The organism is Sporosarcina sp. FA9, assembly GCF_051550205.1.
GTDB lineage: Bacteria > Bacillota > Bacilli > Bacillales_A > Planococcaceae > Sporosarcina.
Genome location: NZ_CP188819.1, coordinates 433,525 through 450,787 on the forward strand (window position 1 = coordinate 433,525; position 17,263 = coordinate 450,787).

Annotated in this window: 12 protein-coding genes; 10 read left to right on the forward strand and 2 right to left on the reverse strand. The window is 39.3% G+C overall.

Annotation, left to right across the window (positions count from 1 at the left end; all coding sequences use genetic code 11):
• Positions 1-1,100: 1,100 nt before the first annotated feature.
• Positions 1,101-5,000, forward strand: coding sequence for a S8 family serine peptidase (locus tag ACP8HH_RS02130; RefSeq protein WP_438315215.1), 3,900 nt, complete (start codon positions 1,101-1,103; stop codon positions 4,998-5,000).
• A 72-nt stretch (positions 5,001-5,072) separates the two neighbouring features.
• On the opposite strand, the gene ACP8HH_RS02135 is transcribed toward ACP8HH_RS02130, so the two are convergent.
• Positions 5,073-5,366, reverse strand: coding sequence for a HupE/UreJ family protein (locus tag ACP8HH_RS02135; protein ID WP_438318972.1), 294 nt, complete (start codon positions 5,364-5,366; stop codon positions 5,073-5,075).
• A gap of 395 nt (positions 5,367-5,761) precedes the next feature.
• Here ACP8HH_RS02135 and ACP8HH_RS02140 point away from each other — a divergent pair, with 395 nt between their 5' ends.
• The 9 genes from ACP8HH_RS02140 to ACP8HH_RS02180 all read left to right on the forward strand — a co-directional run bounded on the left by ACP8HH_RS02140 (position 5,762) and on the right by ACP8HH_RS02180 (position 15,321).
• Positions 5,762-6,775 (forward strand): LacI family DNA-binding transcriptional regulator, encoded by a 1,014-nt coding sequence (locus tag ACP8HH_RS02140; RefSeq protein ID WP_438315218.1) that lies wholly within the window; start codon positions 5,762-5,764, stop codon positions 6,773-6,775.
• A gap of 443 nt (positions 6,776-7,218) precedes the next feature.
• Complete coding sequence (locus tag ACP8HH_RS02145) at positions 7,219-8,484, forward strand: ABC transporter substrate-binding protein (RefSeq protein WP_438315221.1); 1,266 nt, start codon at positions 7,219-7,221, stop codon at positions 8,482-8,484.
• A 67-nt stretch (positions 8,485-8,551) separates the two neighbouring features.
• Positions 8,552-9,427: a branched-chain amino acid ABC transporter permease gene (locus ACP8HH_RS02150; RefSeq protein WP_438315224.1), complete on the forward strand. Its 876-nt coding sequence runs from the start codon at positions 8,552-8,554 to the stop codon at positions 9,425-9,427.
• Positions 9,428-9,439: 12 nt separating this feature from the next.
• On the forward strand, positions 9,440-10,429 hold the full coding sequence (locus ACP8HH_RS02155) for a branched-chain amino acid ABC transporter permease (RefSeq protein ID WP_438315227.1): 990 nt from the start codon (positions 9,440-9,442) through the stop codon (positions 10,427-10,429).
• Positions 10,430-10,445: 16 nt separating this feature from the next.
• Positions 10,446-11,174: an ABC transporter ATP-binding protein gene (locus ACP8HH_RS02160; protein ID WP_438315230.1), complete on the forward strand. Its 729-nt coding sequence runs from the start codon at positions 10,446-10,448 to the stop codon at positions 11,172-11,174.
• Complete coding sequence (locus tag ACP8HH_RS02165; protein WP_438315233.1) at positions 11,161-11,865, forward strand: ABC transporter ATP-binding protein; 705 nt, start codon at positions 11,161-11,163, stop codon at positions 11,863-11,865. The genes ACP8HH_RS02160 and ACP8HH_RS02165 overlap by 14 nt, the downstream gene beginning before the upstream one ends.
• Positions 11,866-11,912: 47 nt before the next feature.
• Positions 11,913-13,361 carry an aldehyde dehydrogenase family protein gene (locus ACP8HH_RS02170; RefSeq protein WP_438315235.1) on the forward strand — a complete coding sequence of 483 codons (1,449 nt, stop codon included), beginning with the start codon at positions 11,913-11,915 and terminating at the stop codon, positions 13,359-13,361.
• A gap of 14 nt (positions 13,362-13,375) precedes the next feature.
• Positions 13,376-14,548 carry an iron-containing alcohol dehydrogenase gene (locus tag ACP8HH_RS02175; protein ID WP_438315237.1) on the forward strand — a complete coding sequence of 391 codons (1,173 nt, stop codon included), beginning with the start codon at positions 13,376-13,378 and terminating at the stop codon, positions 14,546-14,548.
• Positions 14,549-14,721: 173 nt separating this feature from the next.
• Positions 14,722-15,321 (forward strand): YczE/YyaS/YitT family protein, encoded by a 600-nt coding sequence (locus tag ACP8HH_RS02180; protein WP_438315240.1) that lies wholly within the window; start codon positions 14,722-14,724, stop codon positions 15,319-15,321.
• 616 nt (positions 15,322-15,937) lie between these two features.
• Here ACP8HH_RS02180 and ACP8HH_RS02185 read toward each other — a convergent pair.
• Entirely contained in the window at positions 15,938-17,104 is a 1,167-nt protein-coding gene (locus ACP8HH_RS02185; protein ID WP_438315243.1) for a HupE/UreJ family protein, read from the reverse strand.
• Positions 17,105-17,263 lie beyond the last annotated feature (159 nt).

Genomic DNA, 17,263 nt, shown 5'->3' on the forward strand with positions numbered 1-17,263 from the left:
AAATGGGCAAAAGATTATAACAGCGGATCCCCTGACCAAGCTATGGTCGGGGGATGTTTTTTGATTTAAACAACTCAGACGTGTTGATTATTCGAAAATAGTTAGGCTGCAAGCTTTTGCCGCGAGTAAAAAGTCCCGATTTGCGGATATGTGTGTAAAAGGTGCGGATATAATACTCAAACTGTCGGATATCGGTTCAAAAGGTGCGGATATAATGCTTCAACTGTCGGATATCGGTTCAAAAGGTGCGGATAAAAAACATGAAGCCGTTTTTTTGATTCGACTCGCTCATTCCATAGATTTCTCGTGTGGGATATGGGAATCTGTCCAAGAGGGTTTTCTTATATATTGTTAGAGCTCCTTTTTGATTGTGTAGGGAACTGATTTAGTCATCGTTTCCCTATCTAAATTAGGAGTTCTTTTGTTGTGTTTCTGCAAGTTATTAACTTTTATTTAAATTCCTTTATTAAGGATGCATTACATATTTTTACTGCTATGCAACGCTAGTGGATACCTGAAATTAATGAATACTATATACAAAAGTTTAACAAAATAAATAAATAAAACGATTATTAATCATAGCAAAACAACGACATAACCGGGGTATTCCTAGTTAAGCCGTTGTTTTTATTTTTCGCTTAAGCATTGCCACCCTTTTTCTCCCACACTACTTAAGTCATAAACGGCACTTAGAAGCATTTCTATAATCTAATCAAGGCAAAAAATATTCTTCATTTTGCAATCTTCCATATAATCTCTTCTCTAGGTAATGGAACGCCTTTCTTTTTAACAATAGGTGCTTGTGCAAGACGCAAATTCAACACTATTCGGAATAGTGCCTAAGTTGTGTGGTGCACGGGCACAGCTCACTTATTCTTGAATGTTTAGCGAAATCAGGCAAAGCGTGCAACGAACGAGGGTGTTTGTGAATAAAGATAGACAAGCAATCATACAAATTAGAAGTAGGATAATAGCTTGGTTTTTACCAGTTCGCTATGGGGGATCCTAGACTGTTGTCTTTACTCTAGATTTTTTTGTGCTGCAATTTGACGATTTCATTCGTTGGAGATGCGGTAAATACGATTAAGGGGGATAAGCGATTGAAGAGGAAAAAGATTCATAAGTTTTTCAGTGCCATTATGGCATTGGCAATGGTTTTCACTATGTTGGCTCCGATGAATGCATCCGCAAACATTGATGCGCTACCATTCAAACAGGGTGGCACCAGTGAAAGCATCATGCAAGCAAAAGCGGCAGTTGCAGAGCAACTAAACTTGTTAGATGGGGAAGCTTCTCTACACAAAGATTTACAAAGTTTATCAGGAAATGAAGAAGTAGAGGTGATCGTTCATTTATCTGAAAGGCCTGTTGCACTTGAACAAGGGATTCAAGAGTTAGCGGGGAAAACATTCACCCGCGCAGATGCAGTAAAAGCAGATAGGAAAGTACGAGATCAGCATGCATTCTTTAAAAAAGAGATAAACGCTAACAAGATTTCGTTTAAAGAAGGATTTTCTTACACTACAGTGCTAAACGGTTTTTCCGCAACTGTAAAAGCGAATGACCTGAAGAAACTTCTTTCCATTCAAGGTGTGGTACTTATAGAGCCAGTTGTAGAAATGCATGCTCTAGAATCAACCCTAACACCAGGCGGTACAGTCGAAGCCGCAATGGATACAAGTATTTCATTCCTCGGTATTGAGAAAATTTGGGACAAGGGTTTTAAAGGAAAAGGGATAAAAGTGGGTGTCCTTGACACGGGAATCGACTACAATCACCCGGATTTTGAAGGGATTTATAAAGGCGGATGGAACTTCATTCCGCATACAGGTTCGGATTACGCGCGTCCACGTGCAGATAACGATCCGTACGAAACAACGCCGGCCGATCGTCCAAGCAACAAGGCTGAATTCAACGCGGACGGCAGTTCTTTCTATACATCACACGGTACACATGTAGCAGGTACAATTGCGGCAATTGGGAAAAACGAATACAATATTTCAGGTATTGCTCCTGAAGTTGACCTTTACGCATACCGCGTCCTCGGTGCTTATGGTAGCGGGTCCAATGCTGGAGTAATCGCAGGAATCAACAAAGCTGTAGAAGAGAAAATGGACGTTATCAACCTTTCTCTTGGCGGCGGAAACAACTCATCCACTACAGCGGACACAATTGCCATCAACAACGCAATGCTTGCAGGAACACTTGCAGTATCGGCAACTGGTAACTCGGGTCCTGGACGTGGCACAATTGGAACACCAGCGGCGGCGGCACTTGGAATCGCAGTCGGAAATACGACGAATCCTGAAGCGAATTACGATGCGAATGTTTCCGTCATAGCAGGCGACTACACAAAAATATCAAACATTAAATTGATGGGAACGACTTTTGGCGTTGATGTTGCTACACAACTTGCTGGTGAATTTGACGTTGCAGCAGTGCCGGGATTAGGAGCTCCTGCAGATTACAATGGACTTGATGTGGACGGGAAATTCGTACTTGTTTCCCGCGGTTCAATCGCATTCGTCGATAAAATTGCAGCGGCAAAAGCAGCCGGAGCAGCTGGTCTGTTAATTCACAACTTCGGCGGTGGAACAAATGCACCGAACCCATCCGGCACATTTTTAGGCGATGATTTCGGATTCCTGCCTACATTTGACATGTCTCAAACAGAAGGAGATGCACTTCGGACAGCACTAGCATCAAACGCAGGTAAGGTATCATTTGCGAATATCAACACAACATTTACAACAGGCGACGAAGTGAACAGCTCAAGTTCTCGCGGTCCAACAATACCGCACTTTGATATTAAACCGGACGTATCCGCACCAGGGACAAACATTATGTCAACAATTCCGATGTACGGAAAAGACAATCCAGGTGCAGATTACTCAAAAGCATTTTCACGTAAAACAGGTACTTCCATGGCAACACCACATGTTGCAGGTATTGCAGCGCTTGTCATGCATGCCAATCCAAATTGGACAGCGTTTGACGTAAAAGTAGCAATTTCCAATACAGCAAAAATATTGGACGTTACGAAATACGACGTCTTTGCACAGGGACCTGGACGTGTTCAACCATTCGAAGCGGCATTCCCTAAAGCGCTTGCTTATGCGGAAGATACGGTCGTTTCAGATGGAAAAACAGTTGCGAATGTAAAAGGGACTGTCACATTTGGGATTCTTAATAAAGTTAAAGACGAAGCAGTTTCCGTAACGAAACAAGTTCGTGTGAAAAATCTTTCCGGCGGATCAGGTGATTATACAGCAACAGTTCAAGTGACGAAAGCATTCGCTAATGCGAAAGTTACAATTGATAAGCCTTCATTCACATTGAACGGCGAGCAATTGCTAAACATTACACTTACAGCACCTAAAACGGCGATAAAAGCCGGTGATGAACTTCTTGGTTACATCCATATCACAAGCGGCGATACAAATCTGTCATTGCCATTTGCAGCAGACTTTTCACCGGTGGTAGAAATTGCTCCAATCACAAAATACGAACTAACGGAAACAGATCTTTCATTCAATGGTGACGGAGTAAAAGATGAAGGGCGACTAGAGTTCACATTGAACAGGAATGTAGGAACAAACTACGTTGAGCTATGGGATATCATGAATCAAGACGGCGGATATTACGGAGACGGCTTTATCGGTTATCTGCACGCAGGTAATTCATTAGCAGCAGGAAGCTACTACCTTGATATTGACGGAGAATATACGCCTTGGGGCGGTTCCGGAGCTAAGCAGATTCCAGATGGCGTTTACACGGTTGATTTTACTGCGTTAAACTTAGGAGCAGGACCGGCTATCATTGAAGCATGGGACGGACCGCTCTTCGTGAAAAGCACACCTGCTTTAATTAAAGCGGAAGAAACTCATGAAGCGGAAAATTCCACGTACGAATTCACTGGCCAAGTTTTAGATAGCTATATTGAATGGCAAAAGGAACTATCCCGATACGTTGGTCTAGGATACAACGTTAATACGAAACTAGCGACAACATTCGAAGTGCAAGATGAAGACGGTAACGTCGTATCCAGCGGCCCGGTAAATCTTGCACAAGATGGTTCATTTACATTCAATGTAACTGGACTTAAGGACGGCATTAACACAGTAATAATTTTTGTGAATGATGCGGCTGGTAATAAAGCTGAGTATGAATACACGGTGGTAGCTGAAGTAGAGTCAGATGTTATTTCATATGCTACGAATAAGGACAGCGTTACACTCCAAGTAGGCGATACAGAAAGTCTAACAGTTACAGAAACAACGACAAAGCCAGACGGAACAGTTACTGAAAAGGACGTTACAGCTGACGCAACATTCTCTAGTGCGGATGAGTCAATTGCACATGTAAATAAAGGTCTCGTAACTGCAGTAGGAGCCGGAGAAACTCAAGTTACAATAACGTACGAAGACTTCACTGCAAACGTTCTAGTCACAGTCGAAGAAGTAGTAGTAAACGAACAAATATATGTTGTCAAAGACGGCGACATCGCTAGCCAAATAAACGACAAAAAAGCGAAAGAAGTCGTCATCTCACTTCCAAAACTTGAACGGAATGAAATGAAAGTCGAGTTCGGCTCCCCAATTTTGGCAGCACTTGAACTTTCTAAGAAAGATGTCATCCTCCTAAGCGAAGGTGCATCTTACACATTCACGAAAAAGGCAATCGAAAAACTCGCAAAAGATGCTAATGGGAGTTTGACAATTATCCTAGGGAAAGCAGATGCATCTTACAACAGTAAAGCCGTTTCTGATGCATTTGCAATCAGCTTTGCACGAGGAACAGGTGACAATCTAGTTCCGTTGAATAACTACAACGAGAAAATAGACATCGCACTTCCTATCAACGCTTCAAAAGTAATTAAAACGAACAAACTATCCGTCATCGATCTCAATACAAACAAAACAGAAAAAGGAAAATACAACAAAGACATCTTTGAATTCACTGCAAACGGCGGAGGCAATTTCATCGTCGTAAACGACTAACCACCAACTAGGCCATCCCGGTCCCTAAAAAACGGGATGGCCTTTCTTGTGTGCTTGACCACTATCATCCCGTCAGTAGAATAATTGTTGCATTAAATAGTATGTACCACTCACTACGATCACCCAAGAAAGATATTGAATAACCTTCAACGAATTCTTCATTTTATGCAAGTAGTAAAGCAAAGGTAAACAAATAAGAACAACGCCGACTTGTATGACTTCAATACCAATGTTGAAACTGACCAACGCAATGACAAGATCACTTTTCGGTAACGCCATTTCTTTTAATAAATCAGCAAATCCCAATCCGTGGATAAGCCCGAATGCGAAAGTTAGTCCCCAACGGAATTGAATTTCGATTGAAATAGAAGAAGGGTATACGTTAAAATCGGCCTAAATTAAAAATTTTGATAAGGAATCCTATTTTTTTCACGGTCTTGAAATCCTTCCATTCCCAATCTAGGACTACCAGACTCAATCCAGATTGATGGACAATATTCACTTGAAATCCAACTTGATTTGATTAAGAAAGATGGTACATAGTATCAATATTTTGATTTTCAAAATTACTCTGGTGAAGACTTGAAAAGTATTGCAAGTCATTCATGTTAATGTAGCTCTATCTGCAGTCTTTTATTTTTGTTAATAAAATCGACTTAAAAGATCAAATCTACTATTACTTCAGAATTGTGTTGACAGTTCTCAATCTCCAAGTTATAGTTCTATATACAAATAGTAAAGTTTAATAGGTGGTCATTGTTATGGTTTCTTCTAAAGATGTAGCAAAATATGCCGGTGTGTCACAAACCACTGTTTCTAGAGTATTAAACACTCCAGAAATGGTAAAGAAAAAAACACGTGATAAGGTTTTGGATGCTATGCGTGTTATGAATTACCTACCCAATTCAGTTGCGCAATCACTTGTGAATAAAAAAACAAAATCAATTGCTCTTTTATCAGGTCCATTACATAATCCGTTTTTTGCAGAATCTACTACATCAATAGTGAATTATGCAAAGGAAAAAGGTTATAATGTAAATGTTAACTTTGAAAATTTTAGTGATAATATGAAAGTGTATCAAGATGTATTTAAAAACAAAGTAGACGGGATTATTTTATCGTCCATTTTGTACGATGATTCTATTTTCGACCAATTAAACAGTCTCGACATTCCATTTGTTATGTTTAATAGAAAACATAAAGAGAATGGGCATTTTGTAGAAATGGATAATGTCCAAATGGGCAAACTTGCAACAGAACATTTAATTAGTTTAAATCATGTTAATATCGTTTGGATTGGTGGATCTCTAAACATGACTACATTTTTTGGAAGGTTACAAGGATTTAAACAGGCTATGCTAGAAAAAAAATTATCTTTCAATAAAAATAATGTGGTAATCACTGATACAAGTAAAGAATCTATTTTTAAAGAAATCGGATCAATTATGTCGAGAGAAGATCGTCCAACCGCCATTTACGCATCGACAGATTCAATTGCCATTTTCATTTTAGATTATCTTATCCAAAGTGGATATGAAATTCCTCGTGATGTAAGCGTTATCGGAAGTGATAATGTGAATATAAGTAGCCATTCTTCATTCCAACTTAGCACGGTTGGGGTAATAACAAATCACGGGATTGGAAGAATAGCAGTGGAAGATTTAATAAATCTTATAGAAGATGAAAGTTCGTCAGAAAAGCACTTTATACAAAGAACGATAAAAACGAAACTGATAGCAAGAAAGACAACCGGTTTTCCATTCAACTCAAAATGAATACGTATTCAAAATAGAAATAATAAAGTAAATTATTATATATCCATTTATGAATACGTAACCAAATTCTATGGAAATCCATTTTGAAAATTAATAAAGCCCGTAGAAATGAAATGGTTACGTATTCAAAGTGAATTAGGGGAGGTTATTCAGAAATGGTTACGTATTCACCAACAGTTAAAGTGAGACTCTTAAGAGCTTTTCGGAAAAAGGTAGTTAAACGGAAAGGGGAGGAAAGGATGTGAATTAATAAATCGAGGATTTCATTTGCATTCAGAATTCTGAGTATTCAGGTACATGAGTCGAAGCAATTGTGCTGAATTTAGTGCGGGAAATCCAATAGCAATTCCATGTTTATCTTATATTGTCTTTGAAGTGATACGGATTTACTGTGGTATTCAGGGAAAGGTTCTTAATTACTAAGTAAACTAGGGGGAATTATTTTGAAGAATAAAATATGGAAAAGACTTTCAATTTTAGCTGTGGGTTCTATACTAATTGCTAGTTTAGCAGCTTGTGGTAAAGAAGGCTCTACGGGTGGTGACAGCGACGAAAAGGTCAAGATAGTTAAAATTGGTACAATTCTACCATTAAGTGGAGCTGCTGCTCAGCTTGGGGAAAATAGTAAGAAGTCAATTGATATGGCGGTCGAAGAAATTAATGAAAACGGTGGAATCAAATCACTTGGTGGGGCAAAGCTTGAAATAGTTTACGGAGATAGCCAAGGAAAGCCACCAGTAGGGGTTTCAGAAGCCGAACGTTTACTTTCAAATAAAGACATAGTCCTCTTGAATGGTGCATGGCAATCAGGTGTTACGCTTCCAGCTTCTGAAGTAGCAGAGCGAAACAAAAAAGTTTGGCTTGCTCCCGTTGCTTCCGATGATAGTGTCACATCTCGTGGGTTTGAGTATGTATTCCGTATTGCTGACACTTCCGCAATGCGAGTTGCAGGTCAAGTTGAATTTATAAACTATCTGAGTACAATTGATCCGATTAAAACAGTCGCATTAGTGTATGAGAACACAGCATGGGGACAAGGTGTAGCGAATTCATGGAAAGAACAACTTCCAGCTGCTGGTTATGAAATTGTTCTTGAAGAAGGGTACGACGGGAACGCGGCGGAATTGACACCAGTTGCAACGAAAGTTAAAAGTGCAAAACCTGATGCAGTCCTTATGGTTTCTTACTTGAAAGATGCAACATTGCTTACAAAAGCATTTACTGAACAAAAAGTAACACCAAAAGCATTTATTGCCACTTCAGGTGGATATGCCGATGCGGAATATTTAAATAACGTTGGGGATGCTCCACTCGGGTTTTTCGATATCGCTGCTTGGGAAGCGGATGTAAACCGTCCATTTTCAAAAGAGACAAATGACAAATTTATCGAGAAGTATGGCCATGGTATGAATGGTGAAATGGTTAAAGAATACGTTGGGATTTATACAATTGCAGATGTACTTGAAAGAGCAGGATCTGTTGATTCTGAAAAAATACGGGATGCATTTGCTTCGACCAATATCGTTGAAGGTCCAACACAAATGTACGCAAAAACAATTAACTTTGACGAAACGGGAACTTTGCCTGAACCAGGTCTAGTATTCACTCAGTTCCAGGAGGTAGACGGCAAAGTTCAAAGGGTAACTGTTTTTCCATTGGAAGACGCACGGGATGGTGCAGAAATAGTGTATCCATATGCTCCAAAATGATTCAATGAATGGGTGGGTGCTTAGTGCACCCATTCTTACTATATAAATATTGTGAGGAGGACATTAAATGGTCTCAGCGTTAATTCAGGGAATTTTGATGGGGTCGATTTATGGGTTGATAGCTCTCGGTCTGACGCTTATTTTTGGAATAATGAAAGTAATCAACTTTGCCCATGGAGCTTTGCTCATGTTGGCAATGTTTATCGGCTATTACAGCGCGACAGTATTGGGGTTACCAACGTATTTGACGCTAATTGTAGTCGTTCCCTTGATGTTCATCGTTGGTTTTGTTGTTAATAAGTTTTTAATACAACCCGTTATGAAAAAAGAGTCAGATGTAAGAGAGCCAATAGGCGCGTTATTATTAACTGCCGCAATGGCGATTGTTTTGGAAAACGGTTCACTTGGTCTTTTCGGTACAGATTACAAAACGCTTCAACCTGCATTTGCAAGGGAATCTATTGAGTTTGGATCAGCAATAATAACACTTCCAAAACTGTATGGTTTCATTCTTTGTATTGCGGTTACAACAGTGTTTTACTTCTTCTTGCATAGGACGGAAATCGGAAGAAAGATTCGGGCAGTCGGTCAAGACCGAAATGCTGCACGACTTATGGGTATCAATGTCGAACGAACTTTTAATATTGCATTCGGGGTTGGAACGGCATTACTTGGTACCGCTGCTGTTGCGCTCATCCCTTTTTATAATATTCATCCAACCATAGGCACAACATTTGGGACAATGGCATTTGTGACCGTTGTTCTTGGGGGGTTGGGTAGTATTCCAGGAGCAATTGTTGGTGGATTACTAATCGGTGTAGTCGAGTCCGTATCCTCCCTATTTGTACCCTACACATTGTCACCTATGATTGTTCTTTATGGATTTTTGATCTTTATGTTCTTTAAACCATCTGGACTCTTTGGATCGCCCCATGACTGGTAAAGGAGAGAAGCTATGAAACGTTATTTACCGTTAATATTATTGATACTCGTCGCTATATTTATGCCCCTGTTTGTGACTAATCCATATCATTTACATACTGTAATTATGGTATTGCTTTATGCGTATTTAGCAACTTGTTGGAACATTGTTGGTGGTTTTGCAGGACAGCTATCGTTTGGTCATGCAGCATTTATGGCAATTGGAGGATATACTTCAACAATTCTATTTGGCCAGATGGGAATTTCACCGTGGATTGGAATGTTAGTCGGAGGTATAATTGCTGCTTTTGTTGCTGTATTAATTGGTTTACCAACATTTAGGTTAAAAGGTGCGTACTATGCAATTTCAACTATTGCCTTTGCAACAGGGTTTTTGGTTATTCTTCAGACAGTAAAAACTGTAGGACCTATTCAATTTGGCGGCGCGGAAGGATTATCTATACCGTTTTTAGCCGATGCTACGTTTTTAGATTTTCAGTTTTTGTCGAAAGTGCCCTACTATTATATTATTTTAGTTTTCAGTGCGATTATTTTATTCGTTTCATGGTACATTGACCGCTCCAAATTAGGATTCTATTTGACTGCTATCCGCGAGGACGAAGATGCTGCTAAGGCATTAGGGATTAACGTTATTCGCTCAAAATTAATTGCAGCGGGATTAAGCGGTTTCTTTACAGCGATAGGTGGTAGTTTCTATGCGCAATTGTTCCGTTACCTAGAACCTCATCATATCGCAGGCCCCGATTTTTCTACACAAATGATATTTCTCGCTATTGTCGGAGGGATAGGAACAGTATACGGTCCTTTCGTAGGCGGCATTGTCTTAACCGCAGTAGCTGAATTTACTCGTGTAAATTTTACAGATCTTCCACCGGGTACACATTTAGTTATTTATGGTGTAGCTGTCTTGCTTGTGATTCTTTATTTCCCGAAAGGAATTTTAGCTCCACTCCAGGACTTGTATAAGCGCTTATTTTCAAAGAAACAGAGCGTAGAGCGATGAAAGGGATGACTTGCATATGATAATTTTAGAAATAAAAAACTTGAATAAGAAGTTTGGCGGCTTAACTGTCACGGACAACTTGAATATGACTGTCAAAAAGGGGCAAATTTACGGCGTGATTGGTCCGAATGGTGCTGGGAAATCAACATTATTCAATTTAATTTCAGGTTATATTTCACCCGATTCCGGTACAATTTTTTTTGAAGGTAAGGAGATTACTAACAAGAAACCACATATATTGTGCATGGATGGCATTGGCCGTACCTTTCAAATAGTAAAACCGTTTGCATCGAAGTCTGTTTTATACAATGTCGCTGTTGGTGCATTTGCTAGAACAAACAATCGAAAAGAAGCACTTGAAATCGCGGAAAAAGTAGTTGAACAAGTTGGATTAGGAAAAAAGAGAGATGTCTTAGGGAAAAACTTAACGATTGTTGACAGAAAACGCTTGGAAATTGCAAAAGCGATTGCAACACAACCAAAACTATTATTGCTCGATGAAGTATTGGCGGGACTAACGCCAAGCGAAATTGATGAAGCAATAGATCTTGTAAAAAGTATTCGAGATTCTGGCGTTACAATCGTCATGATTGAACATGTAATGAGGGCAGTCATGGCTCTTTGTGAAGAAGTATTGGTTATTAATTACGGTTTGCAAATTGCTTCCGGAACGCCAGAAGAAGTTACAAAAAATCCAGACGTCATTACTGCATATTTAGGAGATGATCACGATGCTGAAGGTTAAGAATCTAAGTGTTCATTATGGCGGAATGCAAGCACTAAGTAATGTAAACATCGAAGTGAAAGAAGGAGAGATTGTCAGCATTGTTGGTTCCAACGGTGCAGGTAAGACAACTTTAATTAATGCAATCTCAGGCTTGCGGACTTTAACAAATGGAGAAATCGAGTTTCTTGGAAACCCGATGGCTAAAGTTGAAGCACATAACCGAGTTCCGCTTGGTGTTGTACAAGTGCCGGAAGGTAGGAAACTGTTCCCAATTATGACGGTTGAAGAAAACTTATTGTTAGGTTCTGTTCATCCTGGGGCGAAAAAATATCGCCAAGAAACATTGAAGGAAGTATATGAACTACTGCCACGTCTAAAAGAAAGAAGTACCCAAGTTGCTAAAACACTATCTGGTGGTGAACAGCAAATGGTAGCGATTGGTCGGGCATTAATGAGCAAACCAAAGCTGTTAATGTTCGATGAGCCATCCCTTGGTTTAGCACCAGTTTTAGTTAGGGATTTATTCAATATTATTAAACAGATAAGTAAAAACGGTATTACAATAATGCTAGTTGAACAGAACGTAAAGCAAACTCTTCAAATTGTAGACCGCTGTTATGTTTTGGAAAACGGTTCCGTCACAATTGAAGGAACCGGAAAAGAACTTTTGAATAATGATCATGTGAAAAAAGCATTTCTGGGCATGTAAATAACCATATTAATTCATTACCTTATTAATAAATTGGAGGTCAGGCTATGAGTGGTTTTATTGTGAAAAATATTGGTTCGGTCATAAACGGAAAAGATGTTATTGGAGCGGGACGTTATAGGCAAGAAGTGCGCAACCCTTTTACAAGTGAATTAGTCGGAACGATTGATTACGCAACGGCAGAAGATTTGGATTATGCCATTGAAACAGCACATAATGTTTTCCACAAAACTATGAAAAAGATGCCGGCACATGAGCGATCGGATATTTTACGAAGAACTTCAGACTTGCTCGAACGAGATACGGAAGTTTTTGCTCAGACGTTAACGCGAGAAGCAGGAAAACCAATTCGAGATTCACGAGCTGAAGTCGGACGCGCAATTCAAGTTCTTAGGTTTGCGGCAGATGAAGCGAAGAAAATTGGAGGGGAAGTCATTCCAATGGATGCGGCCATTGGCGGTGAGAACCGTATGGGCTTCATACATAAATATCCTCTTGGAGTCGTTGGAGCAATCACACCCTTTAATTTTCCTTTGAATTTGGTGTTGCACAAGCTATCACCAGCGATTGCTGCAGGAAACACGGTTGTTTTGAAACCGGCCGAGAAAACACCGTTAACATCAGTCATGCTTTTACGTATTTTTGAAGAGGCGGGTCTCCCGAAAGGCGCTTTGAATGTTGTAATGGGAACGGGTTCCGAAATTGGAGAACCCATGGTCATTGACGAGAGAATTGGTAAAATAACTTTTACGGGAAGTGCTAAAGTCGGCCTTCGTATAAAGCAAATTGCAGATTTTAAAAAGGTTACATTGGAACTTGGATCCAACTCCCCGAACATAATATTTGATGATGCAGATATCAGTGTAGCGGCAACGAGCTTAGTAAAAGGTGCTTTTGCATTCGCGGGACAAGTTTGCATTTCTGTTCAACGAATTTATATTCAAAGAACGGTTTACCAAGAGTTTTTGGATAAATTCGTGCCTTTGGTCCAGCGTCTTAAAATCGGAAATCCCTTGGACGAAGACACGGATGTTGGTGGTTTAATAACAGAAGAATCTGCTGTTCGTGCAAGCGAATGGGTGCAAGAAGCAATCAGCCAAGGAGCTACTGCCCTAACCGGTGGAAAGTTAAATAAAAGTGTCTTAGAGCCCACAGTCCTTGTCAATGTTACACCAGAGATGAAGGTAGTCTGCCAAGAAGTGTTTGCTCCAATCGTTTCTGTTATTCCATTTGACACTGAAGATGAAGTTCTTGCTCTAGCAAACGACTCAGATTATGGCCTTCAGGCAGGTGTATTTACAAACGATATAAACCGTGCATTCCGTTTTGCTAAAGAATTAGAAACGGGTGGGGTATGGATAAACGAAATATCAACATATCGACAAGACAATTATCCGTACGGAGGCATCAAAATGAGCGGCATAGGAAAAGAAGGCGTGAAGTATGCAATTGAAGATATGTTAGAGTCTAAATTTATTGGCATAAAGCTACTGTAAAGGGGAAATTGAATATGGCAACTACATTTTTTCGCACACCAGACTTATTAATTATGGGAACAGGTTCCATAAAACAAATTGGTGAGGAAGCAAAGAAACTTGGTAGCTCTAAAGCGTTGATTGTAACAGATAAAATCATCGTTAGCACCGGTTTATTAGATAAAGTAACAAAATCACTCACTGACAGTGGTATTTCATTTGAAATAAATGATGAAATTGTTCCAGAACCACCATTTGAAATGCTTGAGGAAATCAAAGGGAAAATAATAGATAAAGGTTTTGATCTATTCATTGGAATCGGCGGTGGAAGTGTTTTAGATTCAACGAAAATGCTAGCTATTATGATGAAGAATGATATGGATGTGAGGGAAATGATTGGGACAAATATCATTCCCACACGGGGTCTGCCTTTCATTTTAGCGCCAACGACTTCTGGAACAGGATCGGAAGTAACCTTCAATGCCATTTTCACAGACAATAAAACTCATGTAAAAAGAGGGATTGTTAGTCCATATCTTCTCCCAGATGTAGCGATTGTCGATGCTGAATTAACGATTTCGATGCCTGCTTCTGTTACAGCTGCAACTGGGATGGATGCTCTCGTCCATGCGGTTGAGTCATATACTGCAATTCGTTCGGATGAATTGAATGATGGAATTGCACTACAAGCAATTAAGTTAATTTCACGCTCCCTCCGTAAAGCCGTATACAACGGGAACAATTTAAAGGCAAGGGAAGATATGTCTATGGGCAGTCTTTTGGCAGGAATTGCGTTAGCGAATGCGGGTGTGGGAGCGGTGCATGCACTAGCTTATCCTTTAGGTGGCAAATTTAAAGTACCACATGGTGTGTCAAACTCATTACTACTTCCTTATGTAATGAAATACAATGTCGTTTCTGAAATGGAGAAATTCAAAGAAATTGCAATTGCGCTTGGTGAAAATATAGAAGGTCTTTCAACACGTGAAGCCGCGGAAAAGGCCGTTGAATCTCTGGGAAAACTTTCAAGAGATATTGGAATCCCAACAAGCTTGGTAGAAGTTGGCGTCCGCCAAGAAGATTTGAAAGAGCTCGCAGCGGAAGCAATTAAAATTGAAAGACTTCTTGGGAATAACCCAAGAAAATTAACGCTAAAGGACATTGAGGAAATTTATCAAAATGCCTTGGACGGTGGAGGACCGAAGTAGTCATTAATTATATATTGTTGGATGGTAGTTGGAAGTCTAAGAGTATAGTAGACATTTGATTAACCCTTAGCGTCTGCCGTTGTAGCGCTAAGGGTATAATTATTATTCGTTAGGATATTAACGCAACCGAATAACTTTCGATATTTAGTTGAAAGATAGAGGAGACATCGCCCATGATGAAGCGTCTAGCATTCTATTTGACTGGCATACTGATATTCACATTAGGCATTGCTTTATGCATTAAAAGTGAATGGGGAGTAGGTCCATGGGATGCAGTCTTTGTTGCTATGCACAATTTACTTCCTTTGACGGTCGGTATTTGGTCTATCATTGTTCAAGTATTTCTTGTGCTTTTCACTGCCATGATTGAAAAGAGAAGGCCGGCTTATGAGGTCTCGATTACCATAATTGTCAGGGGACTCATGCTTGATTTTTGGTTGATTTTTGGTTTATCTTACATAAGCTTCAAACTCCCTTACATAGCACAAATAGGCATTTGGACTGTAGGTTTACTTTTTCTAGGTATAGGCATAGGCATGTACATTTTGTCGGAACTTCCAAAAACACCTATTGATGGGTTCATGATTGCATTGCAAAAGCGCTTTAACTGGTCTCTTAAAAAGGCACGTTTTATTATAGAAATGTCTGCTGCTGTTCTTGCCTTTATTCTTGCCGGTCCAGTGGGAGCGGGCACGATTATCACTGCTTTTACTTTAGCACCGATAATTCAAAGAAGTAATCAGTTATTGAAAAAAGGTTATGATAAATTATAAGGTTGCCCCAAAATGATAGACCTTGAAAACTCGCATTTTGGCTAGATAGTCGAAGATGAAAATATAACAGGTACTTTATGACTTGGAAAAGAAATTAGTATCCCCATCGATGTCAGCTGACATCGATGGGGATTTTTTAATAGGGTTCTGTGTAACTTAAGCATTTCAAGGATTGCAAATACTTGAATCAATTTCATAATGAGCGCTTTTAAATTCATAGAGAAGCAGAATTTAGGTAGAAATGTTTTTGTATATCTTCAATTAATATATTTATAGCTACTAGGAAATACCGGTTTCTAATGTAAGTTAAATATACAAATCTAGTAAGTAACTGGGAATCGATAATTCTCAGGAAGCGTCCAACAAATGAGCGAGTGTGCACCGAAATCCTAAAGCTTCCATCGAACCCAGCAAAGTGTCCTACCATTCTCAGGAATCGTCCAACGAATGAGTAGGTGTCCAACCAAATACCGATACTTGCATCGAACCCAGCGCGGTAACCTCTTCACTTGGCCACGCAAATGAGACGTTATGAAACTGGAAGCTTGATGAAAAGACAAAAACCTTCCGGGAATTCCCGGAAGGTTTTATTACCGCTATAAAAAGTTCGTTCCACCTAGAAAAGTAATTGTTGCATTAAAAAGTATGCACCGCTCACTACAATCACCCAAGAAATATATTGAATAACTTTCATTGAATTCTTCATTTTATGCAAGTAGTAAAGCAAAGGTAAACAAATAAGAACAACGCCGACTTGTATGACTTCAATACCAATGTTGAAACTGACCAACGCAATGACAAGGTCACTTTTCGGTAACGCCATTTCTTTTAATAAATCAGCAAATCCCAATCCGTGGATAAGCCCGAACCCGAAAGTTAGTCCCCAACGGAATTGAATTTTCTTTCGGAAGATATTTTCAAGGGCCACGTAGCATATACTTAAAGCAATTACGGACTCTACGAATAGAGATGGGAGGTTCACGATATCCAAAACAGACAGGCTTAACGTAATACTATGAGCAATCGTAAATGCGGTCACGATTCCAATATATTGTTTCAAGGTTTGTTTTCTCAAAAGTAATGCGATTAAAAATAATAAATGATCATATCCTTCTAAAATATGAATCATGCCTAATTTGAAAAAGGACAACCATGAGGAAGAACCAATTTTTGCGGGTGATTCGGCATCTTCCGTTTCATTCACACCTTGTTCTTGTTGGATTTCGGAAATTAATATAGTCCAGTTACGTTCCTTTCCTTGAAGGACAGTAGTGCTTGTCTGACCTTCAAAAGTAGCTGTCATTAAGTTAATGTAATTTGTATTGCGATCACCTACGAAGAATCCGTCGCTAAAAGAAAAAGTGTCTCCGGCGGAAAACCCATCGTACGTTAAATTGGCAATCACATATTGCTTATTATCTTTCTCGGATAGTTCCAATTTCTGAAGCTTGGGTGTCAATTCTTGATTACCCAAGTCAATTGCTATTGTTTCAGTTATTAATTCTTCTATATGATGTTCTTCTTCCTCTATTTCCGCTTGCTCCAATTTGTCATTTCCATCGGGATCAAGCGAGTCGATAAGCTCGATTAGGGAGACGCTGTCAATTGTAAATACAACGTCCGTTTTATCTTCGCTAATTGTAATATCTGTGAAACTTGCACTATATGGATGAGCAAATACTTGTGCAGGTCGTACTAAATTAATTATCAATATAAAAATAAATACGTACTTGAATACTTCAAAAAATGAGGTCTGTCCTGCTGTAGTAATTAGATTCTTCACAATACCCCTCCTACTTAGATTTCATTTTACCAATAGAATGATTAAAAGAGAACAGGTATGTTTGTGAGTATCCTATTTTAATGAAATGGTAGTTCTACTATTCTGTCTTTAATCTATCTATCTCTGAAGATTCTGTTAGTATGGAGAGTAACAATCCTT

What these genes read in the sequence shown, in the direction of transcription:
- ACP8HH_RS02150 (WP_438315224.1), top strand. Translation starts at nt 8,552, where the DNA reads ATGGTCTCAGCGTTAATTCAGGGAATTTTGATGGGGTCGATTTATGGG.
- ACP8HH_RS02175 (WP_438315237.1), top strand. Translation starts at nt 13,376, where the DNA reads ATGGCAACTACATTTTTTCGCACACCAGACTTATTAATTATGGGAACA.
- ACP8HH_RS02165 (WP_438315233.1), top strand. Translation starts at nt 11,161, where the DNA reads ATGCTGAAGGTTAAGAATCTAAGTGTTCATTATGGCGGAATGCAAGCA.
- ACP8HH_RS02140 (WP_438315218.1), top strand. Translation starts at nt 5,762, where the DNA reads ATGGTTTCTTCTAAAGATGTAGCAAAATATGCCGGTGTGTCACAAACC.
- ACP8HH_RS02155 (WP_438315227.1), top strand. Translation starts at nt 9,440, where the DNA reads ATGAAACGTTATTTACCGTTAATATTATTGATACTCGTCGCTATATTT.
- ACP8HH_RS02170 (WP_438315235.1), top strand. Translation starts at nt 11,913, where the DNA reads ATGAGTGGTTTTATTGTGAAAAATATTGGTTCGGTCATAAACGGAAAA.
- ACP8HH_RS02160 (WP_438315230.1), top strand. Translation starts at nt 10,446, where the DNA reads ATGATAATTTTAGAAATAAAAAACTTGAATAAGAAGTTTGGCGGCTTA.
- ACP8HH_RS02180 (WP_438315240.1), top strand. Translation starts at nt 14,722, where the DNA reads ATGATGAAGCGTCTAGCATTCTATTTGACTGGCATACTGATATTCACA.